Below are 25,752 nucleotides of genomic sequence, written 5' to 3'. Positions count from 1 at the left end.
CCTCGGGCTTCGCCCTCACGGTCGCTGCGCTCCCTGGCGAACGGGGGCGTGGTCACGGTCGCTGCGCTCCCTGGCGAACGGGGGTGTGGTCACGGTCGCTGCGCTCCCTGCGAACGGAACAGGCGCGGAAGTGAGACCGGACACATAGGCGTCACACGAGTTCGGCAGACTAGGGGCGTGACCCCCCAGACCCGTACGACCGAGCAGATCCTCGCGTCCGACCGTCGCCAGCCCGACGCCGCCTCGTTCGGGGGCGGGCTGTCGTCCGACGCCGAGCACACGGCCCTGCGGGCGTCCGTCCGACAGCTGACGACGCTGCTCGGCGAGGCGCTCACCCGGCACGAGGGCGCCGAGCTGCTCGACCTCGTCGAGAAGGTGCGCGGCCTCGCCCGCCAGCCCGACGACGCCGAGCTGCGCGAGGTGCTCGACGGCATCGACCCGGCCACCGCGGTCGTCCTGGCCCGGGCGTTCACGGCCTACTTCCAGCTCGTCAACACCACCGAGCAGCTGCACCGCTGGCAGGAGCTGACCGCCGAGGGCGAGGGCCCCCTAGCCGGCACGATCGACCGCATCGGTGCCGCCCTCGACGACGGCAGCCTCTCGCGCGAGCTGCTCGAGCAGGTGCTGCAGCGCGTCGAGTACCGCCCCGTCTTCACGGCCCACCCCACCGAGGCCAGCCGTCGCAGCGTCCTGCGCCTGCTGCGCAAGGTCGCCGAGACCGTCCGGACGATGGAGGACCCGCGTCGTCCCGCGTCGCAGAAGCAGGCCGACGAGCGACGTCTGGCCGAGCTGGTCGACCTGCTCTGGCAGACCGACGAGCTGCGCGTCGTCCGCCCCGAGCCCAAGGACGAGGCGCGCACCGCGGTCTACTACCTGCGCTCGATCGCCGACGAGGTCGTCCCCGACCTGCTGGCCGAGCTCGACCGCCAGCTCGCCCGCGTCGACGTCACGCTGCCCGCGACGGCCCGCCCGCTGCGCTTCGGCACGTGGGCCGGCGGCGACCGCGACGGCAACCCCAACGTGACGCCCGCCGTGACGCTCGAGATCCTGCACCTGCAGCACACGTCCGGCATCTCGCAGCTGATCGACGCCGTCGACGAGGTGCTCACCGAGATGACGGCCTCGACCCGCATCGTCGACGCGACCGACGCCCTGCGCGACAGCCTCGCCGCCGACGCGGAGGCGCTGCCCATCACGTGGGAGTCGATCCGACGACTGAACGCCGACGAGCCCTACCGGCTCAAGCTCAGCTTCGTCCGCGTACGCCTGCTGCGCACGCGCGACCGGCTCGTCGACGGCACGGCGCACGAGCCGGGCCGCGACTACCTGTCGTTCGACGACCTCGTGCACGACCTGTCGCTGGTGCGCGACTCGATGCTCGCCGCGGGCGACCACCTGACGGGTGACGGCGCGATCCTGCGGCTCATCCGCACCGCCGTCACCTTCGGAGCGGGCCTGGCCACGATGGACGTCCGCGAGCACAGCGCCAAGCACCACGCGGCGCTCGCCGAGCTGTACGCGCGCATCGGCGAGACCGAATACGCCTCGCTCGAGCGTCCTGAGCGCATCGAGCGGCTGGCCCGCGAGATGGCGTCGCCGCGTCCCCTGACCGGCGCCGGGGTGACGGACGTCGGCGAGGCCGCGTCGGCGTCGCTCGGGCTGCTCGAGGTGATCCGCGAGGCGCTCGACACGTACGGTCCCGAGGTCATCGAGACCTACATCGTCTCGATGACGCACGACGTCGACGACCTCTTCGCCGTCGTGGTCCTGGCCCGCGAGGTCGGGCTGGTCGACCTGGCCGGCACGGACGTCGTGGCGCGCATCGGCTTCGCGCCGCTGTTCGAGACCGTCGCCGAGCTCGAGGCCGCCGGCCCGCTGCTCGAGGCCCTGCTGAGCGACCCCACGTACCGCAGGATCGTCGCGGCCCGCGGCGACGTGCAGGAGATCATGCTCGGCTACTCCGACTCGTCCAAGGACGCCGGCATCGCGGCTTCGCAGTGGCAGGTGCACCGGGCCCAGCGCGGCCTGCGCGACATCGCCCGCGAGCACGGCGTCGTCCTGCGGCTGTTCCACGGTCGCGGCGGCTCGACCGGACGCGGCGGCGGTCCCACGGCCGAGGCGATCATGTCGCAGCCGTACGGCAGCCTCGACGGGCCCATCAAGATCACCGAGCAGGGCGAGGTCATCTCCGACAAGTACTCGCTGCCGGGTCTCGGACGTCAGAACCTCGAGGGAGCGCTCGCCGCGGTGCTCGAGGCGTCGGTGCTGCACCGCACGTCGCTGCTGCCCGCCGACCTGCTGGGCGGCTGGAACGCCACGATGGACCTCGTCGCCGCCAAGGGCAAGGACGCCTACCGCGCCCTGGTGCGCGACGACGCGCTCGTGCCGTTCTTCGTCGCGGCCACGCCGGTCGACGAGCTCGGCAAGATGAACATCGGCTCACGGCCCGCCAAGCGCCCCGGCGGCGAGGGAGGTCTCGACGACCTCCGCGCCATCCCGTGGGTGTTCGGGTGGACGCAGTCGCGCATCATCCTGCCCGGCTGGTTCGGCGTCGGCTCGGGCCTCAAGGCGGCCTTCGACGACGGCCGCGGCGAGACGCTGCAGGAGATGTACGGCTCGTGGGCGTTCTTCCGCACGTTCGTCTCGAACGTCCAGATGACGCTGACCAAGACCGATCTCGACATCGCGGCCGAGTACGTGCAGGCCCTCGTGCCGGACGACTCGCGCGCGATCTTCGACGTCATCCGCCGCGAGCACGAGCTGACGCTCGAGCAGGTGCTGCGGGTGACGGGCGAGCAGGCGCTGCTCGAGTCGGCGCCGATCCTGCGCCGCACGCTCGCGCTGCGCGACTCCTACCTCGCGCCGCTGCACGCCCTGCAGGTGTCGCTGCTGCGCTCGGTGCGCGACGTCGCCGAGGGTGACGAGCCCGACGACGACCTGCAGCGGGCCCTGCTGCTGACGATCAACGGCATCTCCGCGGGCCTGCGCAACACCGGATAGGCGTCAGCGTGTCGGGTGCGCGTCTCGTTGCACGGACGCGCGACGCGCGGCGATGCCCGCGTCGGAGCAGAAGCCGGACGCGCTGGACTTGAGGCACAGCAGCCCCAGCAGCAGGCCGTGCTCGTCGACGACGGCTCGGCGACGCTCACCCGCCCGTGCCATCGAGTCGTGCAGGGGCCCCAGCGGTTGGTGCGGCAGGGCGAGCCGTCCGACCAGGCGAGCGTGTGTCAGGGCAGGGGCCGTGTCGTCGGCCGCGTCCGTCAGGTCGTCGCGGGCGACGGTGCCGAGCAGGCGACGACCCGACACGATCAGCAGCAGGTGGCGGTGCGGGTCGTCGAGGGCGACACGGGCCTCGGCGACGGTCAGGGACGCCGGGTGCACGACGGGGTGACGCACCACGGCCTCGGCCACCGTCGTCGGGCGATGGTTCGCGGTCATGGCTCACCCCCTGGCAGGACCTGTCGGACGTACGTCTCCCTCCACGGTAAGCGGCCGGGCCGTGAACCGCTCACGGCGGGCGTCGCTGCCTCAGACGTCGATCGTGCCGACCCAGCGCTCGCCCTCGTCGCCGCCCCACGCGTCCCAGGCGACGCGGCCGGGGGACGGGAAGCCGTCCGAGCCGTGCGTGAACCCCTCGGCGTCCTTGTCGACGGAGTGCCGCTTGAAGTAGGCCTTCATCTTCTTGACCTCCTCGTCCGACAGCGCCTCGCCGTTCGCGAGCTGGTGGGCGCGGTGGTCGCCGGTGTCGGTGAAGCCCTGACCGGCCTTGCCGTCCTCGATCCAGCGGACGGCCCGCTGGCCGACCTCCTGCACGCCCTTGGGCGGTGTGTGTCCGTTGGTCATGACTCCATCGTGGGCGCGGTGGCACGACCCTGCACGTCGGCGTCCCAGCTGGCGACCAAGGGTAGGGCGCGGGCGGTGGGGGAGTCGGGCTGCACGGTGTAGACGATCAGGTGCTGGTCGGGCAGGTTCGCCATCGTGACGAGCTCGATGTCGAACGAGAGCGGGCCGGCGACCGGGTGGTCGATCTGCTTGGGCACCGATGCGTAGTCGCGGACGCCCTGGTCGTCCCACCACCGCGCGACGTCGGGGTCGGCCTCGCGCAGCTCGGCGACGAGACGTTGCAGCTGCGCGTCGTCGGGATGCAGCCCCATCTCGCGCCTCAGCGCGCCGACCGACGCCTGGGCGAAGCTCTCCCAGTTGACGATCCGCTCGCGTGCGTCGGGGTCGAGGAACAGGTAGCGCATCAGCGAGCTGCCGGGCTCGAAGGTTCGGCCCAGCACGCAGCGGAGCAGGTGGTTGGTCGCCAGGATCGTGCCGCTGCGACCGAGCACCATCGCCGGGACGTGGTCGAGCGTCGTCATGAGCCGCAGCAGGCCGGGATCGGCCTGCTGCTGCGTGGCCGTGGGCCGCGACGTGCGACGTCGCGGCGGGGCGGCGAGGGTGTGCAGGTGCGCGCGCTCGGTGTCGTCGAGACGCAGGGCCCGCGCGAGCGCGTCCAGCACCTCGGTCGAGACGGTGGGCTGGCGGCCCTGCTCGACCCGGCTGTAGTAGTCGGGGCTGAGGCCGGCCAGCACCGCGAGCTCCTCGCGCCGCAGGCCCGGCACGCGGCGGGCACCAGGGAACGCGGTGATGCCGGCCTGCGCGGGGGTCAGCCGGTCGCGGCGGCTGCGCAGGAACGCTCCGAGGGCGCTGCGGTCGGCGGGCATCCATCCACTGTACGAGCGCGGACGCCGGCGAGCCTGGTCACGTCATGCCCAGGTTCGACGCGGTCTGGTTGATCGCCGCGGACGTCCGTAGACAGGACGCATGACCTCACACGACACGACCCAGACCATCTCCCGTCCGGCGCGGCTCACCTCGCGCACGGCCCTCGTCACCGGATCGACCAGCGGCATCGGCGCCGCGACCGCACGGCTGCTCGCCGCCGAGGGCGCGCACGTGCTCGTCAGCGGGCGCGACGCCGCGCGTGGGAAGGCGGTCGTCGACGACATCGTCCAGGCAGGCGGCCGCGCCGACTTCGTGGCCGTCGACCTGGGTGGCTCGTACGCCGACCTGCGCGCCTTCGCGGCCGAGGCGACCGACGTGCTCGGCGGACGCGTCGACGTCCTGGTGAACAACGCCGGCATCTACCCGGCGACGCCGACCGTCGACCTCGCCGATGCCGACCTCGACGCGATGCTGGCGGTCAACGTCCGCGCCCCGCACGTGCTGGTGGCCGCGCTCGCGCCGGCGATGGCCGAGCGCGGCACGGGTGCGATCGTCACGATCGGCTCGTGGATGGCGCAGACCGGCATGCCGTTCGGTGCGATGTACTCGGCCACCAAGGCCGCGGACGAGCAGCTGACCCGTTCGTGGGCCGCCGAGTTCGGCTCTCGCGGCGTGCGCGTCAACGCTCTCGCGCCCGGTGCGACCCTGACGCCCGGCACCGAGCACAGCAGCGACGTCCTCGACGCCATGACGGCCGGGACGCCCGCCGGCACGGTCGTCTCGCCCGACGACATCGCCCGCGGCGTCGTGTTCCTCGTGTCGGACGACGCGCGGATGGTGCACGGCACGACGCTGTACGTCGACGGAGGCATCTCGGCCACCCACCAGGTGGGCTGAGGGGCGGCGGTCACGCCGCGTGCACGAGGCAACCCGTAGGCTCGGCCCAAATTGTCAACAGTTTGTCGCCGAGGAGTGCTTGTGCGGATCATGACCCAGAACGTGTTCGGCGGACCGGACGTCCTCGAGATGGTCGACCGGCCCGTCCCCGAGCCGGACGACGGCGAGGTGCGCGTGGCGGTCACGGCGATCGGCGTCAATCCGCTCGACGTCGCGGTGCGCGAGGGCTGGTACCCCATGATCGGCGAGCCGCCGTTCAGCCTGGGGTGGGACGTCGCCGGGGTCGTCGACGCCGTCGGCGAGGGCGTCACCGACTTCATGGTCGGCGACCGCGTCTTCGGGATGCCGCGCCTTCCGGGGGCCGGCAACACGTACGCCGAGCAGGTAGTCGTCCCGGCCGCGGAGCTGCTGGCCATCCCCGACGCGCTCGACGACGTGCAGGCCGCGGCGCTGTCTCTCGTCGCGCTGACGGCCCACCGATCGATCGTCGAGGTCGCCGACCTGCGGCCGGGCCAGCGGGTGCTGGTGCAGGCGGCCGGCGGGGGAGTCGGTCACGTCGCGGTGCAGATGGCGAAGGCGCTAGGGGCCGAGGTCGTCGCGACGGCCAGCGCCGGCAAGGTCGACTTCGTCCGCGGGCTCGGTGCCGACCGGGTCATCGACTATCGCGAGGTCGACTTCGTCGACGAGCTCTCGGGCCTCGACCTGGTGATCGACCCGTTCGGCGGCGAGAGCGTCGCGCGCTCGCTCGCCGTCGTGCGAGACGGGGGAGTCGTGGCGTCGCTGCTCGACGTCCGCGACGAGGACGTCGTCGCTGCCCGCGAACGCGGCATCGTGCTCGACCGCATCCGCATCGTCCCGAGCCGGTCGGCGCTGCAGACCGTCGTCGACCTGATCGAGGCCGGGCACCTGACGGTGCACGTCGCCGCGACCTACCCGCTCGAGCAGGCCGCCGTCGCCCACGAGGAGCTGGGCCGGGGGGTGACGGGCAAGCTGGTCCTGATCCCCTGAGACCCGCCTGCGCGAGCACCGCGCCCGGTCGGTCAGTCGTCGGTGCCCGGGCCGGCGTCACTCGGCACCAGGACGACCCGGGCGATCTCGCCCGGCCGGGCCACCTCGTCACCGAAGACCCGCCCGTGGGCCGGGGAGAGGACCGCACGAGTCATGGCCGCGCGCGCATCGAACGACAGCGCCCCGAACCAGAAGGTCCGGGGCGCCGTGGTGGGAAGCGAAGGTCAGAGACCCAGGCGGGCCTTCAGGCCGTCGAGCTCGGTCCAGAGGACGGCCGGCAGGGTGTCGCCGAACTTCTCGAACCACTCGTTGATCTGCGGCAGCTCGGCCGCCCACTCGTCGGTGTCGACAGCGAGCGCCTTGGCCAGCTGCTCGTCGGTGACGTCGAGGCCGTCGGTGTCGATCGACGACGTCGGCGGGACGAGCCCGATCGGCGTCTCGTGGGCCTCGACCTTGCCCTCGACGCGATCGATGACGTACTTCAGGATGCGGCTGTTCTCGCCGAAGCCGGGCCACAGGAAGCCGCCGTCCTCGTCGCGACGGAACCAGTTGACGTAGAAGATCTTCGGGAACTTCGACTCGTCGTTGTTCTTGGCCATGCTGATCCAGTGGCCGAAGTAGTCACCCGCGTCGTAGCCGATGAACGGCAGCATCGCCATGGGGTCGCGGCGGACGACACCGACGGCTCCGGTGGCGGCGGCGGTCGTCTCGGACGACAGCGTCGCACCCATGAACGTGCCGTGGGTCCAGTCGCGGGCCTCGGTCACGAGGGGGATCGTCGTCTTGCGGCGGCCGCCGAACAGGATCGCGTCGAGCGGGACGCCGTTGGGGTCGTCGTACTCGTCGGCCAGCGTCGGGCACTGCTTGATCGGGGTGCAGAAGCGGCTGTTGGCGTGGCTCGAGAGCTGGTCGCTCTCCGGCGTCCAGTCGTTCCCCTTCCAGTCGGTCAGGTGGGCCGGCGCCTCGTCGGTCATGCCCTCCCACCACACGTCGCCGTCGTCGGTGAGGGCGACGTTGGTGAACACCGAGTTGCCCTGCTCGATCGTGCGCATCGCGTTGGAGTTGGTGTCCCAGCCGGTGCCCGGCGCGACGCCGAACAGGCCGAACTCGGGGTTGACGGCGTACAGGCGGCCGTCGGCACCGACGCGGATCCACGCGATGTCGTCGCCGATCGTCTCGACCTTCCAGCCCGGGATCGTCGGCTCGACCATCGCGAGGTTGGTCTTGCCGCACGCGCTCGGGAAGCCCGCGGCGACGTACTTGACGACGCCCTCGGGGTTCGTGAGCTTGAGGATCAGCATGTGCTCGGCCATCCAGCCCTCGTCGCGGCCCATGACCGAGGCGATGCGCAGCGCGTAGCACTTCTTGCCCAGCAGGGCGTTGCCGCCGTAGCTCGAGCCGTACGACCAGATCGTCCGCTCCTCGGGGAACTGCACGATGTACTTCGTGTCGTTGCACGGCCACGGGACGTCGGTCGCGCCGTCGACCAGGGGCGCGCCGAACGAGTGCAGCGCGGGGACGTAGTCGGCCTCGGTCGCCTCGATCTTGTCGAGCACCTCGCGGCCGATGCGGGCCATGACCGTCATCGACGCGACGACGTAGGCCGAGTCGGTGATCTCGACGCCGAACATCGGGTGGTCGGAGTCGAGGTGACCCATCACGAACGGGATGACGTACATCGTGCGGCCCTGCATGCAGCCGTCGTAGAGCCCCCGCATGAGCTCCTTCATCTCGTCGGGAGCCATCCAGTTGTTGGTGGGCCCGGCGTCCTTCTCGTCGACCGAGCAGATGAAGGTGCGGTCCTCGACGCGGGCGACGTCGTTGGGGTCGGACGCGCAGTAGAAGGAGTTGGGCTTCTTCTCGGCGTTGAGGCGCTTGAACGTGCCGGCCTCGACGAGCCTGTCGGTGATGCTGACCCACTCTTCGGGGGTTCCCTCGCACCAGTGGATGTCGGACGGCTGGGTGAGGGCGGCTACCTCGTCGACCCAGCTCTGGAGCTTGGCGTACGACGACCGGTAGGTGGACTGGACGGTGGTGTCTGCAGACATGTGAACTTTTCCTTCTCGCGCATCGCGGGCCAAGCGCATTGACTCGCACCTCCCGGCCCATCGGGGACCGGGACAGCTGATGTGTGACGAAAATCGTCACCGACGGGCGATGACGATTCGTGTCACGTTACGGGCCATCCGCGGGCGGTGGATATGGATGCACGGGTGGAGTTGGTCACATGAGTAGGACTATGTCAGGTGGGTATGGCGGGTCCCGGATGCGCGAGAGGGAGGCACCGTCCGGTGCCTCCCTCTCGTCGGTGCGCGTGCGGTCTAGCGGCGGAAGGTGACCCGCACCTTCAGCGAGCCGTCGACGACGCTCGTCGCCCGCACGGTGCGCTCGGACTCGAGCTTGCCGCCGCCGTTCTTGTAGGAGAACGTGCCGACCAGGTCGTCCTGACGCGGCACCGAGCCGAGCGCCTCGATCAGCTGGGTGAGGTTCTTCGGGGGCTCGGCCTCGTCGTCGAGCAGCTCCTTGAGCATGTCCTCGTCGGCGAAGAAGAGCTCCTCGAGGTCGTCGAAGCTGAACGTCTGGTGCCCGGTGAGGACGATCTTGCCCGTGCCGCGCGCGCTCTTGGAGACGCGGTACTTCACGCCGCGCGTGAACGACGGGCGGGCCGTCGAGTCGGAGTCGGCGGCGCTGAGACGTGCCCGCAGGACGATCGTCGAGCCGCGCTTGGCCTTGACGCCGTGGCGCCCGACCCAGCGCCACTTGCCCCGCGTGTACTGCTGGGCGCGAGCGGGCTTGACGGCCTTCGAGGTGGGCTGGAACGCCGACGAGACGTCGACGGCCGAGACCGTGACCTTCTCGAAGCCGTTGTCGATGAGCGACTCGACGTCGCTGGCGACGTCGTACGAGACGGTCTCGGCCAGGCTCGAGGTCGTCGCGTACCGCTGCGTCCGCTTGAACGTCTTGACACCGGCCGAGCGGGCCCGCGTGTACCTGATGGTCCACGACATCAGGGCGTCGCCGGCGGCGTTCTGGTTGAGCGTCGTGATGGCGTCGCTCGCGACCTGGCTGGCCACGGTGTAGGGCAGGGCGGCCGGGTCGCTGACCGTCGTGCGCGACGTCTTGGGGGCGGCGAGGCGGGGGGCCGTCGACGTCGTGGTGACCTGGGCGACCTGGGTCGGGGCCTGGCCGAGCGTGCCGACGACGCCCTGCAGGCGGTCCTGCGTGATGACGCCCTTGACGCGCCCGATGTTGGCGATCTTGAACGACGGGCTCATGACGCCGTCCTCCTGGATCATCACGGTCTGGGCGCCGTTGAACGTCGCGGTCGATGCGCCGGTGAAGTTGCCCGGGTGGCCGAAGGCGTAGACCTGGTCGCCGCACACCGCGGTGACGGTGCCGACGAGGCCCGTCGTGACGGTGCCCGTGCCGGCCGTCACCGCGATGCTGCCACCGGGGACGATCGGGTAGTCGACGTCGCTGCCGCCACCGCCGCCGCCGGCGCGGAAGCCACCGGCCAGGGCGGGCGACTTCTGCAGCAGGCGTGACTTCTTGGCGAGCTTGTTGGCGACCGTCGCGTTGACGCCGCTGACCTGCTTGGTGGGCTCGAGGACCCGGCCCACGCCGAGCGCACCGGGACGGTCGCTGGCGCGCTGGATCGCCGCGGCCTCCTTGGGGGACGCCTTGACGGTGGAGCGAGCGGTGGCCGAGGCCGAGTAGCCCGGCGCCGACAGGTCGTACAGGTACGTCGCGGGGGTGACGCCGGCGCGCGGTGACAGCGCGGACGTGAACCCGTACGACACGCTGCCCACGAGGTCGCCCGTCGCGTCGTCGTAGATCGGCGAGCCGGAGATGCCGGCCCAGTTGCCGGCCGCGACGCTGCCGTCGGCGTTGGTCAGGCGCGGGCCCTTGAGGTCGAAGACCAGCATGTCGAGGCCGTCGGCGATGCCGTTGTCGATCGTGCCGACGTACGTGCCGGTGAACTGGACGGGCGCTCCGCTGTCGACCGAGGTCAGGCCCGTGACGGACTGGCCGGGGGTCAGGTTCGAGACGGTGCTGCCGTTGTCGACCTTCGTCAGGGGGTAGGCGGGGGCGCACGGCGCGAAGCTGGGCGCTGCCTGGGCCGGGACGGAGGCGACGGCGAGACCGGCCCCGACCATGGCGACGGTGGACGTGAAGGTGGCCGCGATGCGCAGCCGGCGTGATGCCATGGGGGTGCTCCCGAGAGAAGTGACGAGTCGTGCCGCGTCAGCCTAGGTGAGCGCGGGCTCCCGCATGGTCGGTTACGTACAACTGGGGGCGGATTTTCACCCAGAGCCACGGCAGGCTAGGATTGCCAAGGCCCTCCGGGGTGGTTGCGCCCGTAGCTCAACGGATAGAGCATCTGACTACGGATCAGAAGGTTAGGGGTTCGAATCCCTTCGGGCGCGCACGGCAGTGACGCAAGGCCCTCGATCCCCACCGGGATCGGGGGCCTTCGTCGTGCAGCGCGTCGAGGGTCAGTGCACGTACGTCACGCGATAGGCCGGGCCGAGCTCGTCCTGGACGCGCACCGCGAGAGCTTCGCCGGTGCGACGCATGTCCTCGTACTCAGCCTCAGCCGCTCGCTCTCGCGCCGGGTGCAGCAGTCGGCCCAGCGAATACTTCGCTCTCACGAGGGTCTGCATCACCGGGACGCCATCCCATCGATCGTCGGTGACCTCCGGGTCGATCGCCGCGTCCCACCGATCGGCGAACGCCATCAGGTCGGCGCGCAGATCGTCGCTGAGGTCGAGATCGTCGACGTCGTCGTCGATGTCGTCAGGCCACAGCGGCAGTCCGCCGCCGTACTCGTTCATCACACGGATGTGGATCAGGTCGCCTGAGGGATTCGACTCGCCGTTCACGAGGCCAGTCTCCCTGCTGTGGGGGCCACGTTGCTCGTCGGCTTCATCAGTCTTCGACTCTTCTGGTCGTGGACGCACCAATCCGATGGAGGACACCGAGCAGCGAGCGGCCTTTTCTGTCGGTGGCTTCCGGAACAATCACGACGAAGCCCACCCCGCGTTGATCGGGGTGGGCTTCGCAGCGGCGCTGGTTGCTCAACGCCACACCATGTCTCCTACCCCGAGGCCCCGTGCTCAATCGTCGGACGCGATCACCAGGGGGTGATTCGAACCTCGTCGACGGGGCATGAAGGCTCCATGACCGAACCCCAGACCATCACGATCGACCACGTCCACGCCCTCCTGCAGCAGCCGTCCGACGACGCCGTCCTCGGCCTCGTCGAGGGCCGGGTCGAGGCGATCGACCCCGACCAGCTGGCCACCGACGACTACCGCGGCGCCCTCGAGGTCATCTCGCGCCGCGACCTGGCCGAGCGTCTCGGGTCCGACCCGACCGACGAGGCCCTCGCCGAGCAGGCCGGTGCCCTGACGGCGTCGGTGCAGCAGCTCGGCGGCTGACCCGTTCGGCGTCACCAGACGAACAGCTCGCCGGTCGGCGACCAGGCGCTGACGACGAGCCGCCCGTCACGGGTCAGCACGGCCTGGGTCGCGCGCCAGCGGCCCGTGGTCTCGGCCGCGCACGCGACGTCCGGCGCGAGCGGGGGGACCTCGGGCCTCACGGTCGGCGCATCGGCGTGCCGACCGAGGACGTCGAGCAGATCGGCGCAGTCGACGCCGGAGGCGTCCCAGGCCCGGGCGACGAGGTGGTACTCGATGGTCGGGGTGTACGCCCGCTCCTCGGGCGTCGCCGATCGGGCGGTCCCGTCGCCAGGGAACGCGTCGACCCACGAGCCGTGGCGTCCGTCAGCGGTCTGGGCGACGGCGAGGAGCGCACCGGCGGGGACGGTCGTCGCGAGGACGACCCCGCACAGCACCTTCGTCACGACTGGCCGACGCGGCATCAGCAGGGACGACAGCAGCGCCAGCCCGCACGCCGCCAGCGCCATCAACGAGAGGGTGGCGATCCAGCGCCCGGCCTCCTCGGACGAGCCGTACCTGACCCAGAACCCCACGGCCCCCAGGACGACGGGCACCACGACGCTCGAGAGGGCCATCGCGATCGGCGGGACGGACCGCCGCCGCGCGAGCGAGATCGCGACCGCGGCGAGCGCGGTCGACACCGCCCCGACCGCGACCGCGCCGAAGACGGCCCACGGGCCGTCCGCGCGCGTGAGCACCAGCACGGCCAGTGCCGGGACGGCGAAGGACGCCGCCAGGGCGTTCCTGCGTCGACGCGACATGGCCAGACCCTAGGACGGCCCGGGGTCACCGAGACGTCACGGAGCGCCCGGCTCGAACCGCACCGACGGCACGCCGCCGGGTCCCTCGGACGTCACGACGGCCCGGACGCGGTAGACGTCCGCGATCAATCTCGGCGTCAGGACGTCCGACGGGGTGCCGGCCGCGACCACCGCACCGTCCTTCAGGACGACGAGGCGGTCGCAGAACATCGCCGCGAGGTTGAGGTCGTGCAGCGCCACGACCGACGTCATCCGCAACCGGCGGACGAGCCCCAGCAGGTCGAGCTGGTGGTGGACGTCGAGGTGGTTGGTCGGCTCGTCGAGCAGCAGCTCCTGAGGTTGCTGGGCAAGCGCCCGCGCGATGTGGACGCGCTGGCGCTCGCCGCCCGACAGGGTGTGCCACGAGCGTCCGGCCATCGACGTCAGCTCGACCCGCTCGAGGGCCTCGGCGACGGCGGCGCGGTCGGTGTCGCTCTCGGGCGACCACGTGCTGCGGTGCGGGATGCGCCCCAGCCTCACGACGTCCGAGACCACGAGGTCGAGCTCGGTCTGCGCGTGCTGCTCGACCACCGCGACACGACGCGCGACGTCTCGGCGGCGCAGACGTGCGAGGTCGACGCCGTCGAGCAGCACCTGCCCGTCGCTGGGCGCCCGCGTGCCGGCCAGCAGGCGCAGCAGCGACGACTTGCCCGAGCCGTTCGGGCCGAGCAGGCCCACGACGGTGCCGGGCGAGACGTCGAGGGTGACGCCGTCGACGATGCGACGTCCGCCGACCGACCACGTGACGTCGCGCGTCGACAGGCTCATGCGGGACCCCTCCGGCGGTAGAGGATCACCGCGAACGCGGGTACGCCGACCAGGGCCGTGACGACGCCGACAGGCAGCTCCTGCGGGCTGAAGACCGTCCGCGCGACGGTGTCGACCCACACCAGGAAGATCGCCCCGATCAGCGCGGTCGCGGGCAGCAGCAGCCGGTGCCCCGGCCCGACGACGGCGCGGGCGGCGTGCGGCAGCACCAGCCCGACGAAGCCGATCGCGCCGGCGGCGCTCACGAGCGTCGCGGTGATGAGCGCCGTCACGACCAGGAGCACGAGGCGCACCCAGCGCACCGAGATGCCGAGCGACGACGCGGCGTCCTCGCCGAACGCGAACGCGTCGAGCGCCGGTGCGAGCGTGATGCACACGACCAGCCCGACCAGGCAGACTGCACCGCACGTCACGACGTCGACCCAGCCCGCGCCGCTCAACGAGCCGAGCAGCCAGAACAGCACGCCGCGGGTCTGCTCGGCGTCGGCCGACGACGTCACGATGAACGACGTCAGCGCCGAGAACAGCTGCGTCGCCGCCACGCCCGCCAGGACGACGCGGTCGGGGGTGCCGCCTGCGCCCGCGGCCAGCAGCAGCACCATCGCGAAGGCGACGACCGCGCCGATGAACGCGCCCGTCGACAGCGTGATGATGCCGCCGCCGACGCCGAGGATCACCACCATCACCGCACCCGTCGACGCTCCCGACGAGATGCCCAGCACGAACGGGTCGGCGAGCGGGTTGCGCAGCAGCGACTGCATGATCGCGCCGCAGATCGCCAGGCCCGCCCCACACACCGCGGCCAGGAGAGTGCGCGGCAGGCGCAGCTCCCACACGATGCCGTCGCGGATGCGCGACACACCGGCGTCGCCGAGCCCCAGGTGCTGGCCGACGACCGCGAACACGTCGTGCACCGACAGGTCGGCGGGGCCGATCGTGATCGCGACGGCGATCGACAGCACCAGCGCGACCAGGCCGGCGGCCCACAGCGCCCAGCGGGTGCCGGTGGCCGCCACGGCGGCCACCGCCCCGTCGCTCAACCCGTCAGCCCGAGGTCGACGAGCGCCTTCGCGAGCTTCTCGGTGCCGTCGACCGTCCGGATCGACGGGTTCATGTCGGCGCCGTTCAGCACGACGTAGCGCTTCTCGCGGACGGCGGTGAGCTGCTTCGTGACGGGGTTGGTCTCGAGGAACCGGATCTTGTCCTCGAGCTTGTCGCCGGTCTCCTGGTCGCGCGCCAGGTCGCCCAGGGCGATGACGTCGGGGTCGCGGTCGAGCACGCTCTCCCAGCTGATCTGCGGCCACTCGACGTCGGTGTCGGCGAAGACGTTGTCGACGCCGACCGTGCGGGACATGACGCCGGGGGAGCCGTTGGCGCCGGCCATGTAGGGCAGCTCGGTGTTGGCGAACCAGTAGGCGATCGAGACGTCCCTGCCGGGCGCCGACTCGGCGGCGTCCGCCATGCGCTGCTTCAGCTCGGCGACCAGGGCCTCGCCGCGCGACGGGACGTCGAAGATCTCCGCGAGCTGCGTGATCTCCTCGTAGATCACGTCCATCTCGAGCGGGTGGTCGCGCGGGCCGTCGCCGCTCGCATCGGTGCGGCCGTCGCAGTGGGACGGCGCGAGGTACGTCGGGACGCCGAGCCTCGCGTACTGCGCGCGTCGGTCGGGGTCGTCGCCGTCGAGGGCGTAGGCGAACGAGGCGGTGACGAGGTCGGGCTCCTCCTTCAGCACACGCTCGTACGAGACGGCGTCGTCGCCGAGCCGCGGCACCTCCGCGTTGGCCGCGGCGAGGTTCGGCCGGACCGCGTCGGTCCACGTCGCGGTGCCGACCATGCGGTCCTGCAGGCCCAGCGACAGCAGGATCTCGGTCGAGCCCTGGTTGACCGACACGGCTCTCTCGGGGGCCTTCTCGATCGTGACGTCGACGCCGCAGTTGTCCGTGATCGTCAGCGGGTAGTCGGTCCGGCCCTCGGTGCCGGCGAGGGTCGCCTCGGAGGCGGTTCCCGTCATCGAGCCCGACCCGCAGGCGGCGAGGAGGGAGGCGGTCAGCGCGACCACGGTGAGCAGGGGGGTACGACGGTGCACAGGGGTGTCCTCTGATCTGAGGCTCGAGCGCGGAGCCTGGTGGGTGATCCGGCCGACGTCGTGTCGACCGCGAACCAGCAGGTCTTCGGACTCGGGTTCATGCGGACGGTGACGCCTTCCCGGATCTCGCGATCCAGTGGCCGATGCCACCTCCGTCCCCCTCACCGCTGCGCGTCAGCTCCGGATTCTCACCGGATTCCCTGACCCAAACGAATGGGTACGACTGGTTCGCCCGCAGCCTAACTGACCAGCTGTCGCGGACGTCCGCGAGTGGTGCGTTTCGGACGTTCTGGGACGGCGTGTCTGTCCACACCGCAGCACTCGGGACCCGGAACGCACCACTCGCGCTGCGGGGGGCGCTACTTCACCTCGGCTCGCATCAGGACCCGGATGCCGACGGCGAGGGGGAGCACCAGCCACACGGCGGTCGTCACGGCGAGGTGGGCCCACTGCGCCGAGGTCAGGTTGCCGTCGAACAGTGCCGCCTGTGCGTAGTTGACGTCGACCCAGGGCCTCAGGTCGCCGAACCAGTCCTGCGACTGGGCCAGCAGCTCGGTGAGGCCCGACAGCACGAAGGAGTAGACGAAGTAGGCCACGATTGCGCCGGCCGAGTTCCGGATGACGGCGGCCAGCATGAAGCCGATCAGCATCCCGAGGGTCTGTGCCAGACCGATGCTCGCGATGTCGCCGGGCGTCATGTCCCAGACCTGGTCGACGCCGGCGATCGCCGAGCCGATCACCGTCCCGACCGCGCCGATCGCGAAGGCCAGCACGGTCGAGGCGACGGCGATGCCGATCGTGACGGCGGCCTTGGCCCCAATGACGCGGGCGCGGTGCGGCACGAGCGTGAACGTCGTCAGGCCGCTGCGCTGGCTCCACTCGCCCGTCACCAGCAGGATCGCGATCATCGGCAGCAGCACCGTCATCGGGAAGCCGACTGCCCCGGAGAACGTCGAGTACGTCAGCTGGGAGTCGGGGGACCACAGCAGCACCGCGACCGTGGCGAGCAGGCCGACGATGCCGACCGAGGCCAGGAGCCAGAATCCGGCCCGGGTGTCGACGCTCTTGCGGAGCTCGACCGACACCAGCCGGCCGAACGGGATGGGGGCGGGGACGGGGCGGGGCTCCCGGTCGGCTGCTGCGGGGGACGGGACGGGGGTGGCGATCGTGCTCATGCTGCGGCTCCTTCTCGGACGGTGGTCTCGCGCTGGTCGTCGGCGGTCAGCTCGAGGAACATCTCCTCGAGCCCGGCGCCCTCGGCCGGACGCAGCTCGAGCAGCGGGACGCGCGCCTCGAGGGCGATCGAGCCGACCAGAGCGGGCTCGGCCTCGACCCGCAGGGCGTCCGCCCCGCCGACCGCGGCGCTGGGGGCGCAGGTGACGCCGGACGCCGTCAGGGCCGTGGCGAGCGCGGCGACGTCCGGGGTGCGCACCAGCGTCCCGGCCGACGCCAACAGCTCGGCCTTCGTGCCCTGCGCGACGATGCGGCCGTTGCCGATCACGACCAGGTCGTCGGCGACGACCTCGATCTCGTGCAACAGGTGCGAAGACAGCAGCACGGTGGCGCCGAGGTCGGCGTAGCCGCGCAGCAGGTCGCGCATCCAGCGGATGCCGGCCGGGTCGAGGCCGTTGGCCGGCTCGTCGAGGATGAGGACCTCGGGCTCGCCGAGCAGGGCGGTCGCGATGCCGAGCCGCTGGCGCATGCCGAGCGAGTAGTGGCGCACGCGGCGGTCGGCCTCGGCCGGTGTCAGGCTGACCTGCTCGATGAGCTCGGCGACGCGCTCCTTCGGCAGGCCCATCGTGCGCTGGGCGATCGTCAGGATCTCCCGACCGGTCCGCCCGGCGTGCTGGGCCGAGGCGTCGAGCAGCACGCCGACCTCGCGCCCAGGGTTGGGCAGGTCGCCGAAGCGGCGTCCGCAGACCGTGACGTGCCCGGACGTCGGCGGCGTGAGGCCGACCATGACGCGCATCGAGGTCGACTTGCCGGCGCCGTTGGGCCCCAGGAAGCCGGTGACCCGACCGGGTCGAGCAGTGAAGGAGACGTCGTCGACGGCCCGGAAGCCGCCGTACGTCTTGGTGAGGTTGTCGACGGTGATCATGAGGACGACTGTGGCGTCCGGGGGCGTCCGGCCACATCGGGGACGTCACCGATCTCGACCCTGCGGAGCACCCTGACGTCGTCGCCGGGTTCGGCGGTCGTCAGTCGGGGTCGAGGCAGCGGACCAGGTCGTAGGCGACGTCGGACTTGTCGATGCCGTCGGCCCAGGCGGTCCATCCCGGGTCGGACGGCGGCTGGATGTCGAAGAACGGCTGGGAGTACGTGCCCAGCGGGCCGAGGGGCTGGCCGTCCGCGTCGAGCGCGACGTACACGGGGCCCTGGATGCCCTGCAGGTCCGACGGGACGTCGGGGTCCTGGACGTAGACGGAGACGAGCAGCACCATGAGCTCGGCCGCCCCGTACTTGCGCTTCGACTCGGGGATGGGGCCCGTCGCCGCCTTCACGAGCTCGAAGTGGTCGGTGATGCTGTCACCGTCCTGGAAGTTCGTGCGGGCCGTGTCCATGATGTCGCCGACCACGGCCTCGTCGGCGGTCTCGCACGTGCCGCTGCCGCCCGTGGCGCGTGGCCCGTCCGACGACGACCCGCAGGCCGACAGCAGGAGGGCGCTCGCGACGGCGGAGGCGACGAGGAGGCGTGGTCTGGAGGTCATGTCTCGTCCCAGGTCAGGTCGCCGGCGGCGAGGTCGAAGTCCTCGAGCTCGATCGGCTCGAAGGTGTGGTCGAAGGCGACGCACCGGACGACGAGGATCCGGCCGGTGTCGGGGTGGCTCACACCATAGGTCACGACGTCCTGGCTCGCCCCCGTGCCGGTGCGCCGGTCACGCACCGTGGCGTAGCCGCGCTCGTGGGCGATCGACTGGCCCTCGACCCCCAGCCGGGCACGGAGCCCCTCGAGCGAGGGGTCGCCGCTCGACTCGCGGGGGGGCCAGATGAACGCGATCGCCGCGGCGCTCCTCGACTGGACGCGCAGCAGCAGCGTCGAGGCGCCGGCCGCCCGCAGGGACTCGAGCCAGGCCTCGCTGCCCGGATGGTCGTCGGGCAGCAGGTCGCGCAGGGTCGAGACGGCCTCGGGGTCGTCGAGCTCGGCCTTGACCCAGCGCCCCGGCAGCGCGAACCGGACGGAGGGGACCGTGGTCACTTGACGCCCACCTCGTCGAAGTCGAACGAGTCGAGCGCGTGCGAGTCGACCGCGGAGGTCGACGTGCTGCCGACCGTCAGCTGTGCGCCCGAGGCGGGCTGCACGTCGAACTGGTCCTGGGCCGTCGTCAGGATGTCGATGTCGGTGTGGAAGTTCACGATCTGCTCCTCGGACGACCCGGCGCCGCCGGCATCGATGGCCTGGTCGTAGTTGCCCGCGCCCACGCCGGCCGCGTTGAACGTCGTGGCAGGGTTGCCGGTCGCGATGCTCGCGGTGCTTGCCAGCGATCCGCCGAGGGAGTGACCCGTGTAGCTGACGTCGTACCCCGCGAGGCGCGGGTCGTCAGCGATCTGCCGGGCCAGCTCGATCGCCTGACGGCCCTGCGAGTTGGGCAGGTTCGCGGCGTTGAGGGCGTCCTCGCGGATGTCGTCGATCTCCTCGGGGTTGGTGCCGCGGTACGAGATCACGACCTCGTGGGTCTCGGGATTGCGGAAGACCGTGGCGGAGAACCCGTCGGTGCCGGGGTACTCGTCGACGACCTCCCAGCCGTCGGGGATGTCCTTCGACCCGACGCCGTAGGCCAGATCGGCCAGGTCGCGCCGGTCCAGCACGTACTGCCGGTAGTCGGGATCCCTGCGCCACCGGCGGAACGCGGCACTGTCGAGCGCCACGTCGTCCTCGACGCGACGCTCGGCCGGGTCGCCGTACTTGTGGCGCGCCAGGATCAGGAGGATCCCGAGCGCCGTGACCCCGACGTCCACCAGGAAGTCGATGATCTCCGCGACCGTCCTGCCCACCGAGATCAGGAAGTCGACCGTGGCGTCGAATGCGGTCGCGACGGCGTCGAAGACGATGCGGGCCGCGTCGGTGACGAGGCTCGCGACGGACGTCGCGATGTCGCGGCCGAGGTCGAGCAGGGCATCGACGGCGTCGCCGGCGATGCGCAGGGCGTCCGAGATGGCGTCGGCCAGTGTCTCGCCGACCGCCTTGAGGGCGTCGACGGCCCACTGGATCGCGCCGCCGACGAAGTCGACGACGGCATCGATGCCGTCGAGGAGCCGGTCGACGCCCCACTCCGCGGCGTTGCCGATCGCGCTGGCGACGCTGGCCGCGCTGTCGATCACGACGTCGTCGTCGAGGACCGGCTTGTAGACCGGGGTCGGGGTGGAGGGGTTCCAGTCGAGCAGCCGCTCGATGAGCTCCTCGGCCATCCAGCCGAGACCGTCCGTGGCGGCGCCCGTGACGGTGCTGAGCGCTCCGCCGATGACCGGTATGTCGTCGACCGAGTCGTCGAGCCGCTCGATCGCCGAGCGGATCTCCGACGCCAGGGTCTGCGCCCGCGACGTGCCGTCTCGCACGTAGGCGCCGAACGCGTCGTCGATCGACTGGTGGGCGCGGCGGGACGCCTGCTCGGCGGTCGACCACTCGGCGCAGTAGCTGCCGATCAGTCGTGCCGCCTCGCGGTGGGTGTCGGAGACGCAGTCGATGGCCACCCGCGCGGCCCCGACGCGCACCGCGAAGCTGTCGGCGGTGAGCCCGACCCAGTCGGCGGAGACCTGCTGCGCGATGCGGTCGAGCTCGATGCCGTCGGCGCGGACCGAGGTGGCGCGCAGGTCGAGGTCGCGCTCGGCCGCGCGCATCGTCGCGAGGTCGCCACCCGGGGTCGGGACCTCCGGCCACTCGCTCACGGCGACTCCGGGGCAGCGCCGGCGAGCTCGACGTCGGTCTGGTCGATCGCGTCAGCGGCGATCCGCACCTCGTCGGCGAACGTCGACAGACCCGTGACGACCCGCGGGTGCGCGCCCTGCAGCGTCGTGAGGAGGTCGCGCAGGGCCGACGCGAGCGCGGGCTGGCCGGCGTCGTCCGCCGCCGAGCGCAGGGACGCCTCGGCAGAGCTCATCGTGGAGCCGAGACGGTCGGCCATGGTCTGCACCTGCTTGCCGCCCCCGCGTACCACGTCAGTATCGACGCGCAGATTCATGCCTGGAGGCTAGCACCGTCCGGACCGTCGCGGTGGGTAAAGGTGAGAGCCTGCACCGATCCCTCTCGGGGCGGTGCAGGCTCTCGTGGTGCGGAGTCGGATCAGGCGTCGGCCTCGAGATCGGCCTTGACCCGGCGGTGGGCCTCCCAGATCTCCTCGGGCAGGTCGGTGAACGCCGTCAGGTGCACCTCGCGGTTGGCGATCTCCTGCTGCCACCGCTCGTTGTCGATCGTCAGGATCGTGTCGAGGTCCTCGGGCACGATCTCGAGGCCCTCGAGGTTCAGCTCGTCCTTGGTCGGGATGACGCCGACCGGCGTCTGGCGACCCGTGACCTCGCCGGCCTTGAGCTGCATGAGCCACAGCAGCGGACGCAGGTTGTCGCGGTAGCCGGGCCACAGGAAGTGCCCGTCCTCGCCCCGCTGGAACCAGTTGACGTGCGCGAACAGCGGCGCCTCGGTGGCCTGGCCGATGATCTTCAGCCAGTGCGCCGCATAGGCGCCCTCGGGGTACGACATGAACGGACGCATCGACATGGGGTCGTAGCGCAGCTGGCCGTCGACGCCCTCGGCCGCGAACGTGGCCTCGGCACCCAGCGTCAGGCCGTCGTAGACGCCCTCGGCCAGGTCGGTGATCGCACGGATCAGCGGCTCGCGGTCACGCGTGCGTCCGCCGAAGATGATCGCGTCGATCGGCACGCCGGCCGGCGAGTTGAAGTCGGGCGCCACGTTGGGGACGTTCGACAGCGTCGTGGTGAAGCGGCTGTTGGGGTGCGCCCACGGCGAGTCGTCGCCCTCGGCGCGCTCGGAGATCTTGTCGCCCTTCCAGTCCTCCCAGCCCGTGACGTCTTCCGGCGGGTTCTTGGTCTTGCCCTCCCACCAGACCTCCTGGGTGTCGGGGTTGTAGGCGATGTTGGTGAAGATCGCGCCGGAGCCCGCGTCGATCGAGTGCAGCGCGCCCGGGTTGGTCGCCTCGTTGGTGTCCTTGGCGACGCCGAACACGCCGAACTCGGGGTTCATGCCGTAGAGCTTGCCGTCGTTCTCGTCGACCCAGAGCCACGCGATGTCGTCGCCGTAGAAGTCGACGTAGTAGCGGTCGCCCAGGGCGTCCGGCGCCAGCGTCATCGCGAGGTTGGTCTTGCCCGAGGCGCTCGGGAAGCCGCCGCAGATGTGGTACTTCTTGCCGGTCTGCTTGTCGGTGATGCCCAGCAGCATGAACTGCTCGGACAGGAACTTGCCCGACGCCCAGCCGTCGTACGCCGCCTGGCGCAGGCCGTGGGCGATCTTGCCGAGCAGCGCGTTGCCGCCGTACGACGAGCCGAAGTGCAGGATCGTGCGCTCGTCGGCGACCGTCACGAAGTAGCGGGCGTCGTCGGGCGTGCCGTGACCCAGGTTCTCGAGGTCGCCCGTCACGTGGACGGCGCGCACGAAGCTGTTGGGATCGGCGAGCTCGTTGATGTAGTCGATGCCGACCCGCGCCATGCGGATCATGTGCATCACGACGGTGCGCGAGTCGGTCAGCTCGACGCCGGCGGCGAACGCCTCGAGCGGCGAGCCGGGGGGCGCCATCAGGTAGGGGACGACGTACATCGTCTTGCCGGCCGACGCTCCCCGCATCTTGCCCTCGAGCAGCGGCTTCATCTCCGACGACGGGCGCCAGTTGTTGTAGACGCCGGCGTCGGACGGGTTGCTCGTCGCGACGATCGTCCGCTCCTCCGAGCGGGCCGTGTCCTTGTGGTAGCTGCGGGAGTAGTAGAGCCCCTCGCCCGCGGGGAGCAGCTCGCCCGCGGCGAGTGCCTCCTCGGCCAGGCGGGCGTCGTCGGACGCGCTGACGACCTCGACCCGCTCGGCTCCCGTCAGGTCGGCCCAGTACTGCACGTACTCGCGCACGTGGGGGTTGGTCAGTCCTGCCTGGTCCAGTGCTGCCTCAACGTCTGCCATCGCCTGCATGCCTCTCGTCCGGTGAACGCGCCCACGTGCAGCGCATTTCACCAGAGAGTAGCCGTGGTCGGCGGGGCGCCGCGCGCGCACCATTTGTGCTCCGCGGACAACAAATTGCTTCGCCCGAATGGCGGGGCCGGCCGGTGGGTCAGGTGGTCTGGATGCGGCTCTCGGCGTTCGAGCGCAGCGTGTCGGCGAAGTCGGTGTCGTGCTCGACGAGCGTCGCGATGGCGTCCTCGCCCAGGCGCAGCACCCGGATCGGCGTGGCCGCGACCGCCGACGCGTTGCGCAGGCTGTGGTTGACGAGGGCGATCTCGCCGAAGACGTCGCCGGGCCCGAGCTCGGCGATGGTCTGGTTCGCCTTGCGGATCTCGACCGAGCCGGCCAGGACGATGTACGCCGAGTCGGCGGGCGTCGTCTCCATGATGACCGACCAGCCCTGCGGGATGTTCACGGCGTTGCCGACCGTCGCGAGCTGCTTGACGAGCCCCTTGGAGAAGGACGTGTGCTCGGTCAGGGCCGTGACGACCTCGGGGTCGGCCTTCTGCTTGGGTGCCATGACATCTTCTTTCGGGAGTGGGGCGAGCGGTGGTCGGTGCGAGCCGCGGGCCCGTGACGTCGGACGGTCGGGTGTCGTTGGTCACACCGTAGCGGCTGGCGTCACTATATTGGCTGCGGCGGGGAACGTGGGCCCTCCACGACGAGAGACGGAGTCACCGTGGCGCGAGCTCACCGACGGGGCAGCGACTGGCTGCTGGGCTCGCCCGACCAGCCGAGCGGACGGCTGCGGATCCGCATCCAGGTGCTGCTCACGACTCTGCTGGTCGGCACCAACGTCATCGGTGCCGTCATCGTCGTGGCGATCGCCTTCCTCGTGACGCCCGGCGGCGGACCCAATGCCGGCTACCTCAGGGCCATGGCGATCGCGGTCCCCGTCTACGTCGGCGTCGCGGTCGTCATCGGAGCCAGCGCCGTCACGGTCAGCGCCCTGCGGGCCCTGCGGTGGTCGATCGAGGACCAGGAGCCGACGGTCGACGAGCGCCGGACGGCCCTGCGGCTGCCCTGGCGCATGACCCTGATCCAGCTCGCGCTGTGGATGGGCGGGGTCGCGACGTTCACGATCCTCGCGATCATCCTGCAGCCGGAGGCCGTGCTCGGCGTCGTGTTCGCGGTCGGCATCGCAGGGCTCGTGGTGTGCGCGATCGCCTACCTGTTCACCGAGTTCGCCCTGCGCCCGATCGCCGCGCGGGCCCTGCAGGGGCGCGCGTCGGTCGACGAGCTGGGCTTCGGGGTGCAGCGTCGCATGCTGGTGTTCTGGGGCCTCGGCACGGCGGCGCCCGTGCTGGGCCTGGTCGTCGCGGCGATCGCGGCGATCTCGCGCGACGACACGAGCGTCGTCCGGCTCGCGTCGACCGCCTTGGGCCTGGCAGCGGTCGTGCTGCTGTTCGGCCTGCTCGTCACGGTGCTGACGGCGCGGGCCGTGGTGTCGCCGATCAGCGACGTGCAGGAGGCCCTCGAACGGGTCAAGGAGGGCGATCTCGACGTCGAGGTGCGGGTCGACGACGGCACCGAGCTGGGCCTGCTGCAGTCGGGGTTCAACGAGATGGTCGTGGGGCTGCGCGAGCGCGAGCAGATCCGCGACCTGTTCGGCCGGCACGTCGGTCGGGCCGTCGCGAAGGCGGCGACCGACGGCAACGTCGAGCTGGGCGGCGAGACGCGCACCGTCTCGGTGCTGATGATCGACCTGATCGGCTCGACGACGTACGCCGCGACGCGGTCGCCGGCCGAGGTCGTCGAGATGCTCAACCGGTTCTTCGCCGTGATCGTCGAGGAGGTCGACGGGCACGGGGGCCTGGTCAACAAGTTCATGGGCGACGCGGTCCTCGCGATCTTCGGGGCGCCCGCCGACCTCGACGACCACGCCGGGGCGGCGCTGGCGACGTCGCGGCGCATCGCCGAGCGGCTGGCCGACGAGGTCCCCGAGATCGGCGCCGGCATCGGCGTCTCGACGGGGCAGGCCGTGGCGGGCAACGTGGGGCACCGCTCGCGGTTCGAGTACACCGTGATCGGCGACGCGGTCAACGCCGCGGCGCGCCTCACGGAGCTGGCCAAGGACGTCAACGGCCGCATCCTGGTGGCGACGGCGAGCGTCGCGGCGTCGTCGGCCGACGAGCAGGCGTGCTGGACGCCGCACGGCTCGCCCGTCCTGCGGGGCCGCACCGATCCCACGCCCACCTCGCAGCTGGCCCGCCTCAGCTGAGGGGTGCGACGGCGCCCATCGCCTCGTCGAGCAGCGCCGCCAGCGACGTCCCGGCGTCCTCGGCCCACGCGACCTGCGCCGTCTCGAGGCACGCGACGGCGCTGGCCGCGACCGCGGCGGCCCGCACGTCGCGGGTGGCGCCGGCGTCGCCCGGCAGACGCACGGCCACGAGCGGGGCGAGGCGCTCGACCCACAGGCGGCGCCGCGTCTCGGCCGTGGCACGCAGGGCCGGCTCGGCCCGGAGCATGAGCTGCAGGGGGCGTGACTTCCGGTGGTGCTCCTCCTGCAGCGCGACGGACGCCGAGAACGCGGCTCGCAGCGCCGGCCACGCGCCCTCGTCGGCCGGACGCTGCTCGAGCGCCGTCGCGATCGCGTTGCCCGACTCGACGAGCCGCTCGAGCACGAGCTCGTCCTTGCCCGCGAAGTAGCGGAAGAACGTGCGGCGCGACATGCCCGCGGCATCGGCGATCTGGTCGACCGTCGTGGCCTCGTAGCCGTGCGCCGCGAACAGTGTCCAGGCGTGCTTCGCGACCTCGTCGCGGATCGCCTCGCGGGCGTGGTCGCGCAGCGTCATCTCGGGGCCCATGCCGGCATCCTACCGAAGTGTGTCACCAGGAGGCGAGGTTGGCACTCGGTGACACGTGCGG

Annotated in this window: 25 protein-coding genes, 1 tRNA gene and 1 riboswitch; of the genes, 6 read left to right on the top strand and 20 right to left on the bottom strand. The window is 71.5% G+C overall.

Going from position 1 to position 25,752, the window contains the following annotated elements; all coding sequences use genetic code 11:
• Nucleotides 1–177: 177 nt before the first annotated feature.
• On the top strand, nucleotides 178–3,000 hold the full coding sequence (ppc, locus tag IFT73_RS17915; protein ID WP_192168800.1) for a phosphoenolpyruvate carboxylase: 2,823 nt from the start codon (nucleotides 178–180) through the stop codon (nucleotides 2,998–3,000).
• A gap of 3 nt (nucleotides 3,001–3,003) precedes the next feature.
• On the opposite strand, the gene IFT73_RS17910 is transcribed toward ppc, so the two are convergent.
• The 3 genes from IFT73_RS17910 to IFT73_RS17900 all read right to left on the bottom strand — a co-directional run bounded on the left by IFT73_RS17910 (nucleotide 3,004) and on the right by IFT73_RS17900 (nucleotide 4,709).
• A complete protein-coding gene (locus IFT73_RS17910; RefSeq protein WP_192168799.1) occupies nucleotides 3,004–3,438 on the bottom strand; it encodes a hypothetical protein in 435 nt (144 codons plus the stop codon).
• Nucleotides 3,439–3,528: 90 nt separating this feature from the next.
• On the bottom strand, nucleotides 3,529–3,843 hold the full coding sequence (locus IFT73_RS17905) for a hypothetical protein (RefSeq protein ID WP_192168798.1): 315 nt from the start codon (nucleotides 3,841–3,843) through the stop codon (nucleotides 3,529–3,531).
• Nucleotides 3,840–4,709, bottom strand: a complete 870-nt coding sequence (locus tag IFT73_RS17900) for a helix-turn-helix transcriptional regulator (protein ID WP_192168797.1) — start codon at nucleotides 4,707–4,709, stop codon at nucleotides 3,840–3,842. The genes IFT73_RS17905 and IFT73_RS17900 overlap by 4 nt, the downstream gene beginning before the upstream one ends.
• A 100-nt stretch (nucleotides 4,710–4,809) precedes the next feature.
• Here IFT73_RS17900 and IFT73_RS17895 point away from each other — a divergent pair, with 100 nt between their 5' ends.
• Together IFT73_RS17895 and IFT73_RS17890 are read left to right on the top strand one after the other, a co-directional pair.
• A complete protein-coding gene (locus IFT73_RS17895; protein WP_192168796.1) occupies nucleotides 4,810–5,607 on the top strand; it encodes an SDR family NAD(P)-dependent oxidoreductase in 798 nt (265 codons plus the stop codon).
• 90 nt (nucleotides 5,608–5,697) lie between these two features.
• The gene (locus tag IFT73_RS17890; protein WP_197984364.1) at nucleotides 5,698–6,615 is read left to right on the top strand and encodes an NADP-dependent oxidoreductase; all 918 of its coding nucleotides are present in this window, start codon (nucleotides 5,698–5,700) and stop codon (nucleotides 6,613–6,615) included.
• Between the two features lie 32 nt (nucleotides 6,616–6,647).
• Here the strand turns inward: IFT73_RS17890 and IFT73_RS19370 are convergent, their stop codons facing one another.
• The 3 genes from IFT73_RS19370 to IFT73_RS17880 all read right to left on the bottom strand — a co-directional run bounded on the left by IFT73_RS19370 (nucleotide 6,648) and on the right by IFT73_RS17880 (nucleotide 10,823).
• On the bottom strand, nucleotides 6,648–6,770 hold the full coding sequence (locus IFT73_RS19370; protein WP_256435563.1) for a hypothetical protein: 123 nt from the start codon (nucleotides 6,768–6,770) through the stop codon (nucleotides 6,648–6,650).
• A 69-nt stretch (nucleotides 6,771–6,839) separates the two neighbouring features.
• A complete protein-coding gene (locus tag IFT73_RS17885) occupies nucleotides 6,840–8,663 on the bottom strand; it encodes a phosphoenolpyruvate carboxykinase (GTP) (protein WP_192168794.1) in 1,824 nt (607 codons plus the stop codon).
• A 273-nt stretch (nucleotides 8,664–8,936) separates the two neighbouring features.
• A complete protein-coding gene (locus IFT73_RS17880) occupies nucleotides 8,937–10,823 on the bottom strand; it encodes a hypothetical protein (RefSeq protein WP_192168793.1) in 1,887 nt (628 codons plus the stop codon).
• A gap of 146 nt (nucleotides 10,824–10,969) precedes the next feature.
• Here IFT73_RS17880 and IFT73_RS17875 point away from each other — a divergent pair.
• A tRNA-Arg gene (locus tag IFT73_RS17875) sits at nucleotides 10,970–11,042 on the top strand.
• A 69-nt stretch (nucleotides 11,043–11,111) separates the two neighbouring features.
• On the opposite strand, the gene IFT73_RS17870 is transcribed toward IFT73_RS17875, so the two are convergent.
• The gene (locus IFT73_RS17870; RefSeq protein ID WP_192168792.1) at nucleotides 11,112–11,498 is read right to left on the bottom strand and encodes a hypothetical protein; all 387 of its coding nucleotides are present in this window, start codon (nucleotides 11,496–11,498) and stop codon (nucleotides 11,112–11,114) included.
• Nucleotides 11,499–11,795: 297 nt separating this feature from the next.
• Here IFT73_RS17870 and IFT73_RS17865 point away from each other — a divergent pair, with 297 nt between their 5' ends.
• Nucleotides 11,796–12,056 (top strand): hypothetical protein, encoded by a 261-nt coding sequence (locus IFT73_RS17865; RefSeq protein ID WP_192168791.1) that lies wholly within the window; start codon nucleotides 11,796–11,798, stop codon nucleotides 12,054–12,056.
• Between the two features lie 11 nt (nucleotides 12,057–12,067).
• Here IFT73_RS17865 and IFT73_RS17860 read toward each other — a convergent pair whose 3' ends face one another.
• From IFT73_RS17860 to IFT73_RS17805, 12 genes are all read right to left on the bottom strand, one after another.
• Complete coding sequence (locus IFT73_RS17860) at nucleotides 12,068–12,838, bottom strand: hypothetical protein (RefSeq protein ID WP_192168790.1); 771 nt, start codon at nucleotides 12,836–12,838, stop codon at nucleotides 12,068–12,070.
• Nucleotides 12,839–12,874: 36 nt separating this feature from the next.
• Nucleotides 12,875–13,645: an ABC transporter ATP-binding protein gene (locus IFT73_RS17855; protein WP_192168789.1), complete on the bottom strand. Its 771-nt coding sequence runs from the start codon at nucleotides 13,643–13,645 to the stop codon at nucleotides 12,875–12,877.
• Complete coding sequence (locus IFT73_RS17850) at nucleotides 13,642–14,685, bottom strand: iron ABC transporter permease (RefSeq protein ID WP_197984363.1); 1,044 nt, start codon at nucleotides 14,683–14,685, stop codon at nucleotides 13,642–13,644. The genes IFT73_RS17855 and IFT73_RS17850 overlap by 4 nt, the downstream gene beginning before the upstream one ends.
• Nucleotides 14,682–15,731 (bottom strand): ABC transporter substrate-binding protein, encoded by a 1,050-nt coding sequence (locus tag IFT73_RS17845; protein WP_213014521.1) that lies wholly within the window; start codon nucleotides 15,729–15,731, stop codon nucleotides 14,682–14,684. Before IFT73_RS17845 ends, IFT73_RS17850 begins: the two co-directional genes overlap by 4 nt.
• A gap of 58 nt (nucleotides 15,732–15,789) precedes the next feature.
• A riboswitch (cobalamin riboswitch) is annotated at nucleotides 15,790–15,974 on the bottom strand.
• A gap of 116 nt (nucleotides 15,975–16,090) precedes the next feature.
• Nucleotides 16,091–16,906 carry an ABC transporter permease gene (locus IFT73_RS17840; protein ID WP_192168788.1) on the bottom strand — a complete coding sequence of 272 codons (816 nt, stop codon included), beginning with the start codon at nucleotides 16,904–16,906 and terminating at the stop codon, nucleotides 16,091–16,093.
• Nucleotides 16,903–17,829 carry an ABC transporter ATP-binding protein gene (locus tag IFT73_RS17835; RefSeq protein WP_192168787.1) on the bottom strand — a complete coding sequence of 309 codons (927 nt, stop codon included), beginning with the start codon at nucleotides 17,827–17,829 and terminating at the stop codon, nucleotides 16,903–16,905. The genes IFT73_RS17840 and IFT73_RS17835 overlap by 4 nt, the downstream gene beginning before the upstream one ends.
• 100 nt (nucleotides 17,830–17,929) lie before the next feature.
• Nucleotides 17,930–18,439, bottom strand: coding sequence for a fimbrillin family protein (locus IFT73_RS17830; RefSeq protein ID WP_192168786.1), 510 nt, complete (start codon nucleotides 18,437–18,439; stop codon nucleotides 17,930–17,932).
• Nucleotides 18,436–18,927 (bottom strand): hypothetical protein, encoded by a 492-nt coding sequence (locus IFT73_RS17825; RefSeq protein ID WP_192168785.1) that lies wholly within the window; start codon nucleotides 18,925–18,927, stop codon nucleotides 18,436–18,438. Before IFT73_RS17825 ends, IFT73_RS17830 begins: the two co-directional genes overlap by 4 nt.
• Nucleotides 18,924–20,615: an Mbeg1-like protein gene (locus IFT73_RS17820; protein ID WP_192168784.1), complete on the bottom strand. Its 1,692-nt coding sequence runs from the start codon at nucleotides 20,613–20,615 to the stop codon at nucleotides 18,924–18,926. Before IFT73_RS17820 ends, IFT73_RS17825 begins: the two co-directional genes overlap by 4 nt.
• A complete protein-coding gene (locus IFT73_RS17815; RefSeq protein ID WP_192168783.1) occupies nucleotides 20,612–20,908 on the bottom strand; it encodes a type VII secretion target in 297 nt (98 codons plus the stop codon). The genes IFT73_RS17820 and IFT73_RS17815 overlap by 4 nt, the downstream gene beginning before the upstream one ends.
• Nucleotides 20,909–21,009: 101 nt before the next feature.
• A complete protein-coding gene (locus tag IFT73_RS17810; RefSeq protein WP_192168782.1) occupies nucleotides 21,010–22,845 on the bottom strand; it encodes a phosphoenolpyruvate carboxykinase (GTP) in 1,836 nt (611 codons plus the stop codon).
• 148 nt (nucleotides 22,846–22,993) lie between these two features.
• Nucleotides 22,994–23,404: a cyclic nucleotide-binding domain-containing protein gene (locus tag IFT73_RS17805; protein WP_056604687.1), complete on the bottom strand. Its 411-nt coding sequence runs from the start codon at nucleotides 23,402–23,404 to the stop codon at nucleotides 22,994–22,996.
• A 159-nt stretch (nucleotides 23,405–23,563) separates the two neighbouring features.
• On the opposite strand from IFT73_RS17805, the gene IFT73_RS17800 reads away from it, so the two are divergent.
• Nucleotides 23,564–25,105, top strand: coding sequence for an adenylate/guanylate cyclase domain-containing protein (locus IFT73_RS17800; protein WP_192168781.1), 1,542 nt, complete (start codon nucleotides 23,564–23,566; stop codon nucleotides 25,103–25,105).
• Here the strand turns inward: IFT73_RS17800 and IFT73_RS17795 are convergent.
• Nucleotides 25,098–25,691: a TetR family transcriptional regulator gene (locus IFT73_RS17795; protein ID WP_197984362.1), complete on the bottom strand. Its 594-nt coding sequence runs from the start codon at nucleotides 25,689–25,691 to the stop codon at nucleotides 25,098–25,100. The two genes, IFT73_RS17800 and IFT73_RS17795, sit on opposite strands and share 8 nt — an antisense overlap.
• Between the last annotated feature and the right edge of the window lie 61 nt (nucleotides 25,692–25,752).

Origin of the sequence: Aeromicrobium sp. CFBP 8757 (assembly GCF_014841755.1) — a bacterium.
Classification (GTDB): Bacteria; Actinomycetota; Actinomycetes; order Propionibacteriales; family Nocardioidaceae; genus Aeromicrobium.
Note: the sequence above shows the minus strand (reverse complement) of the source record. Positions and strands in the feature narration are given on the sequence as shown.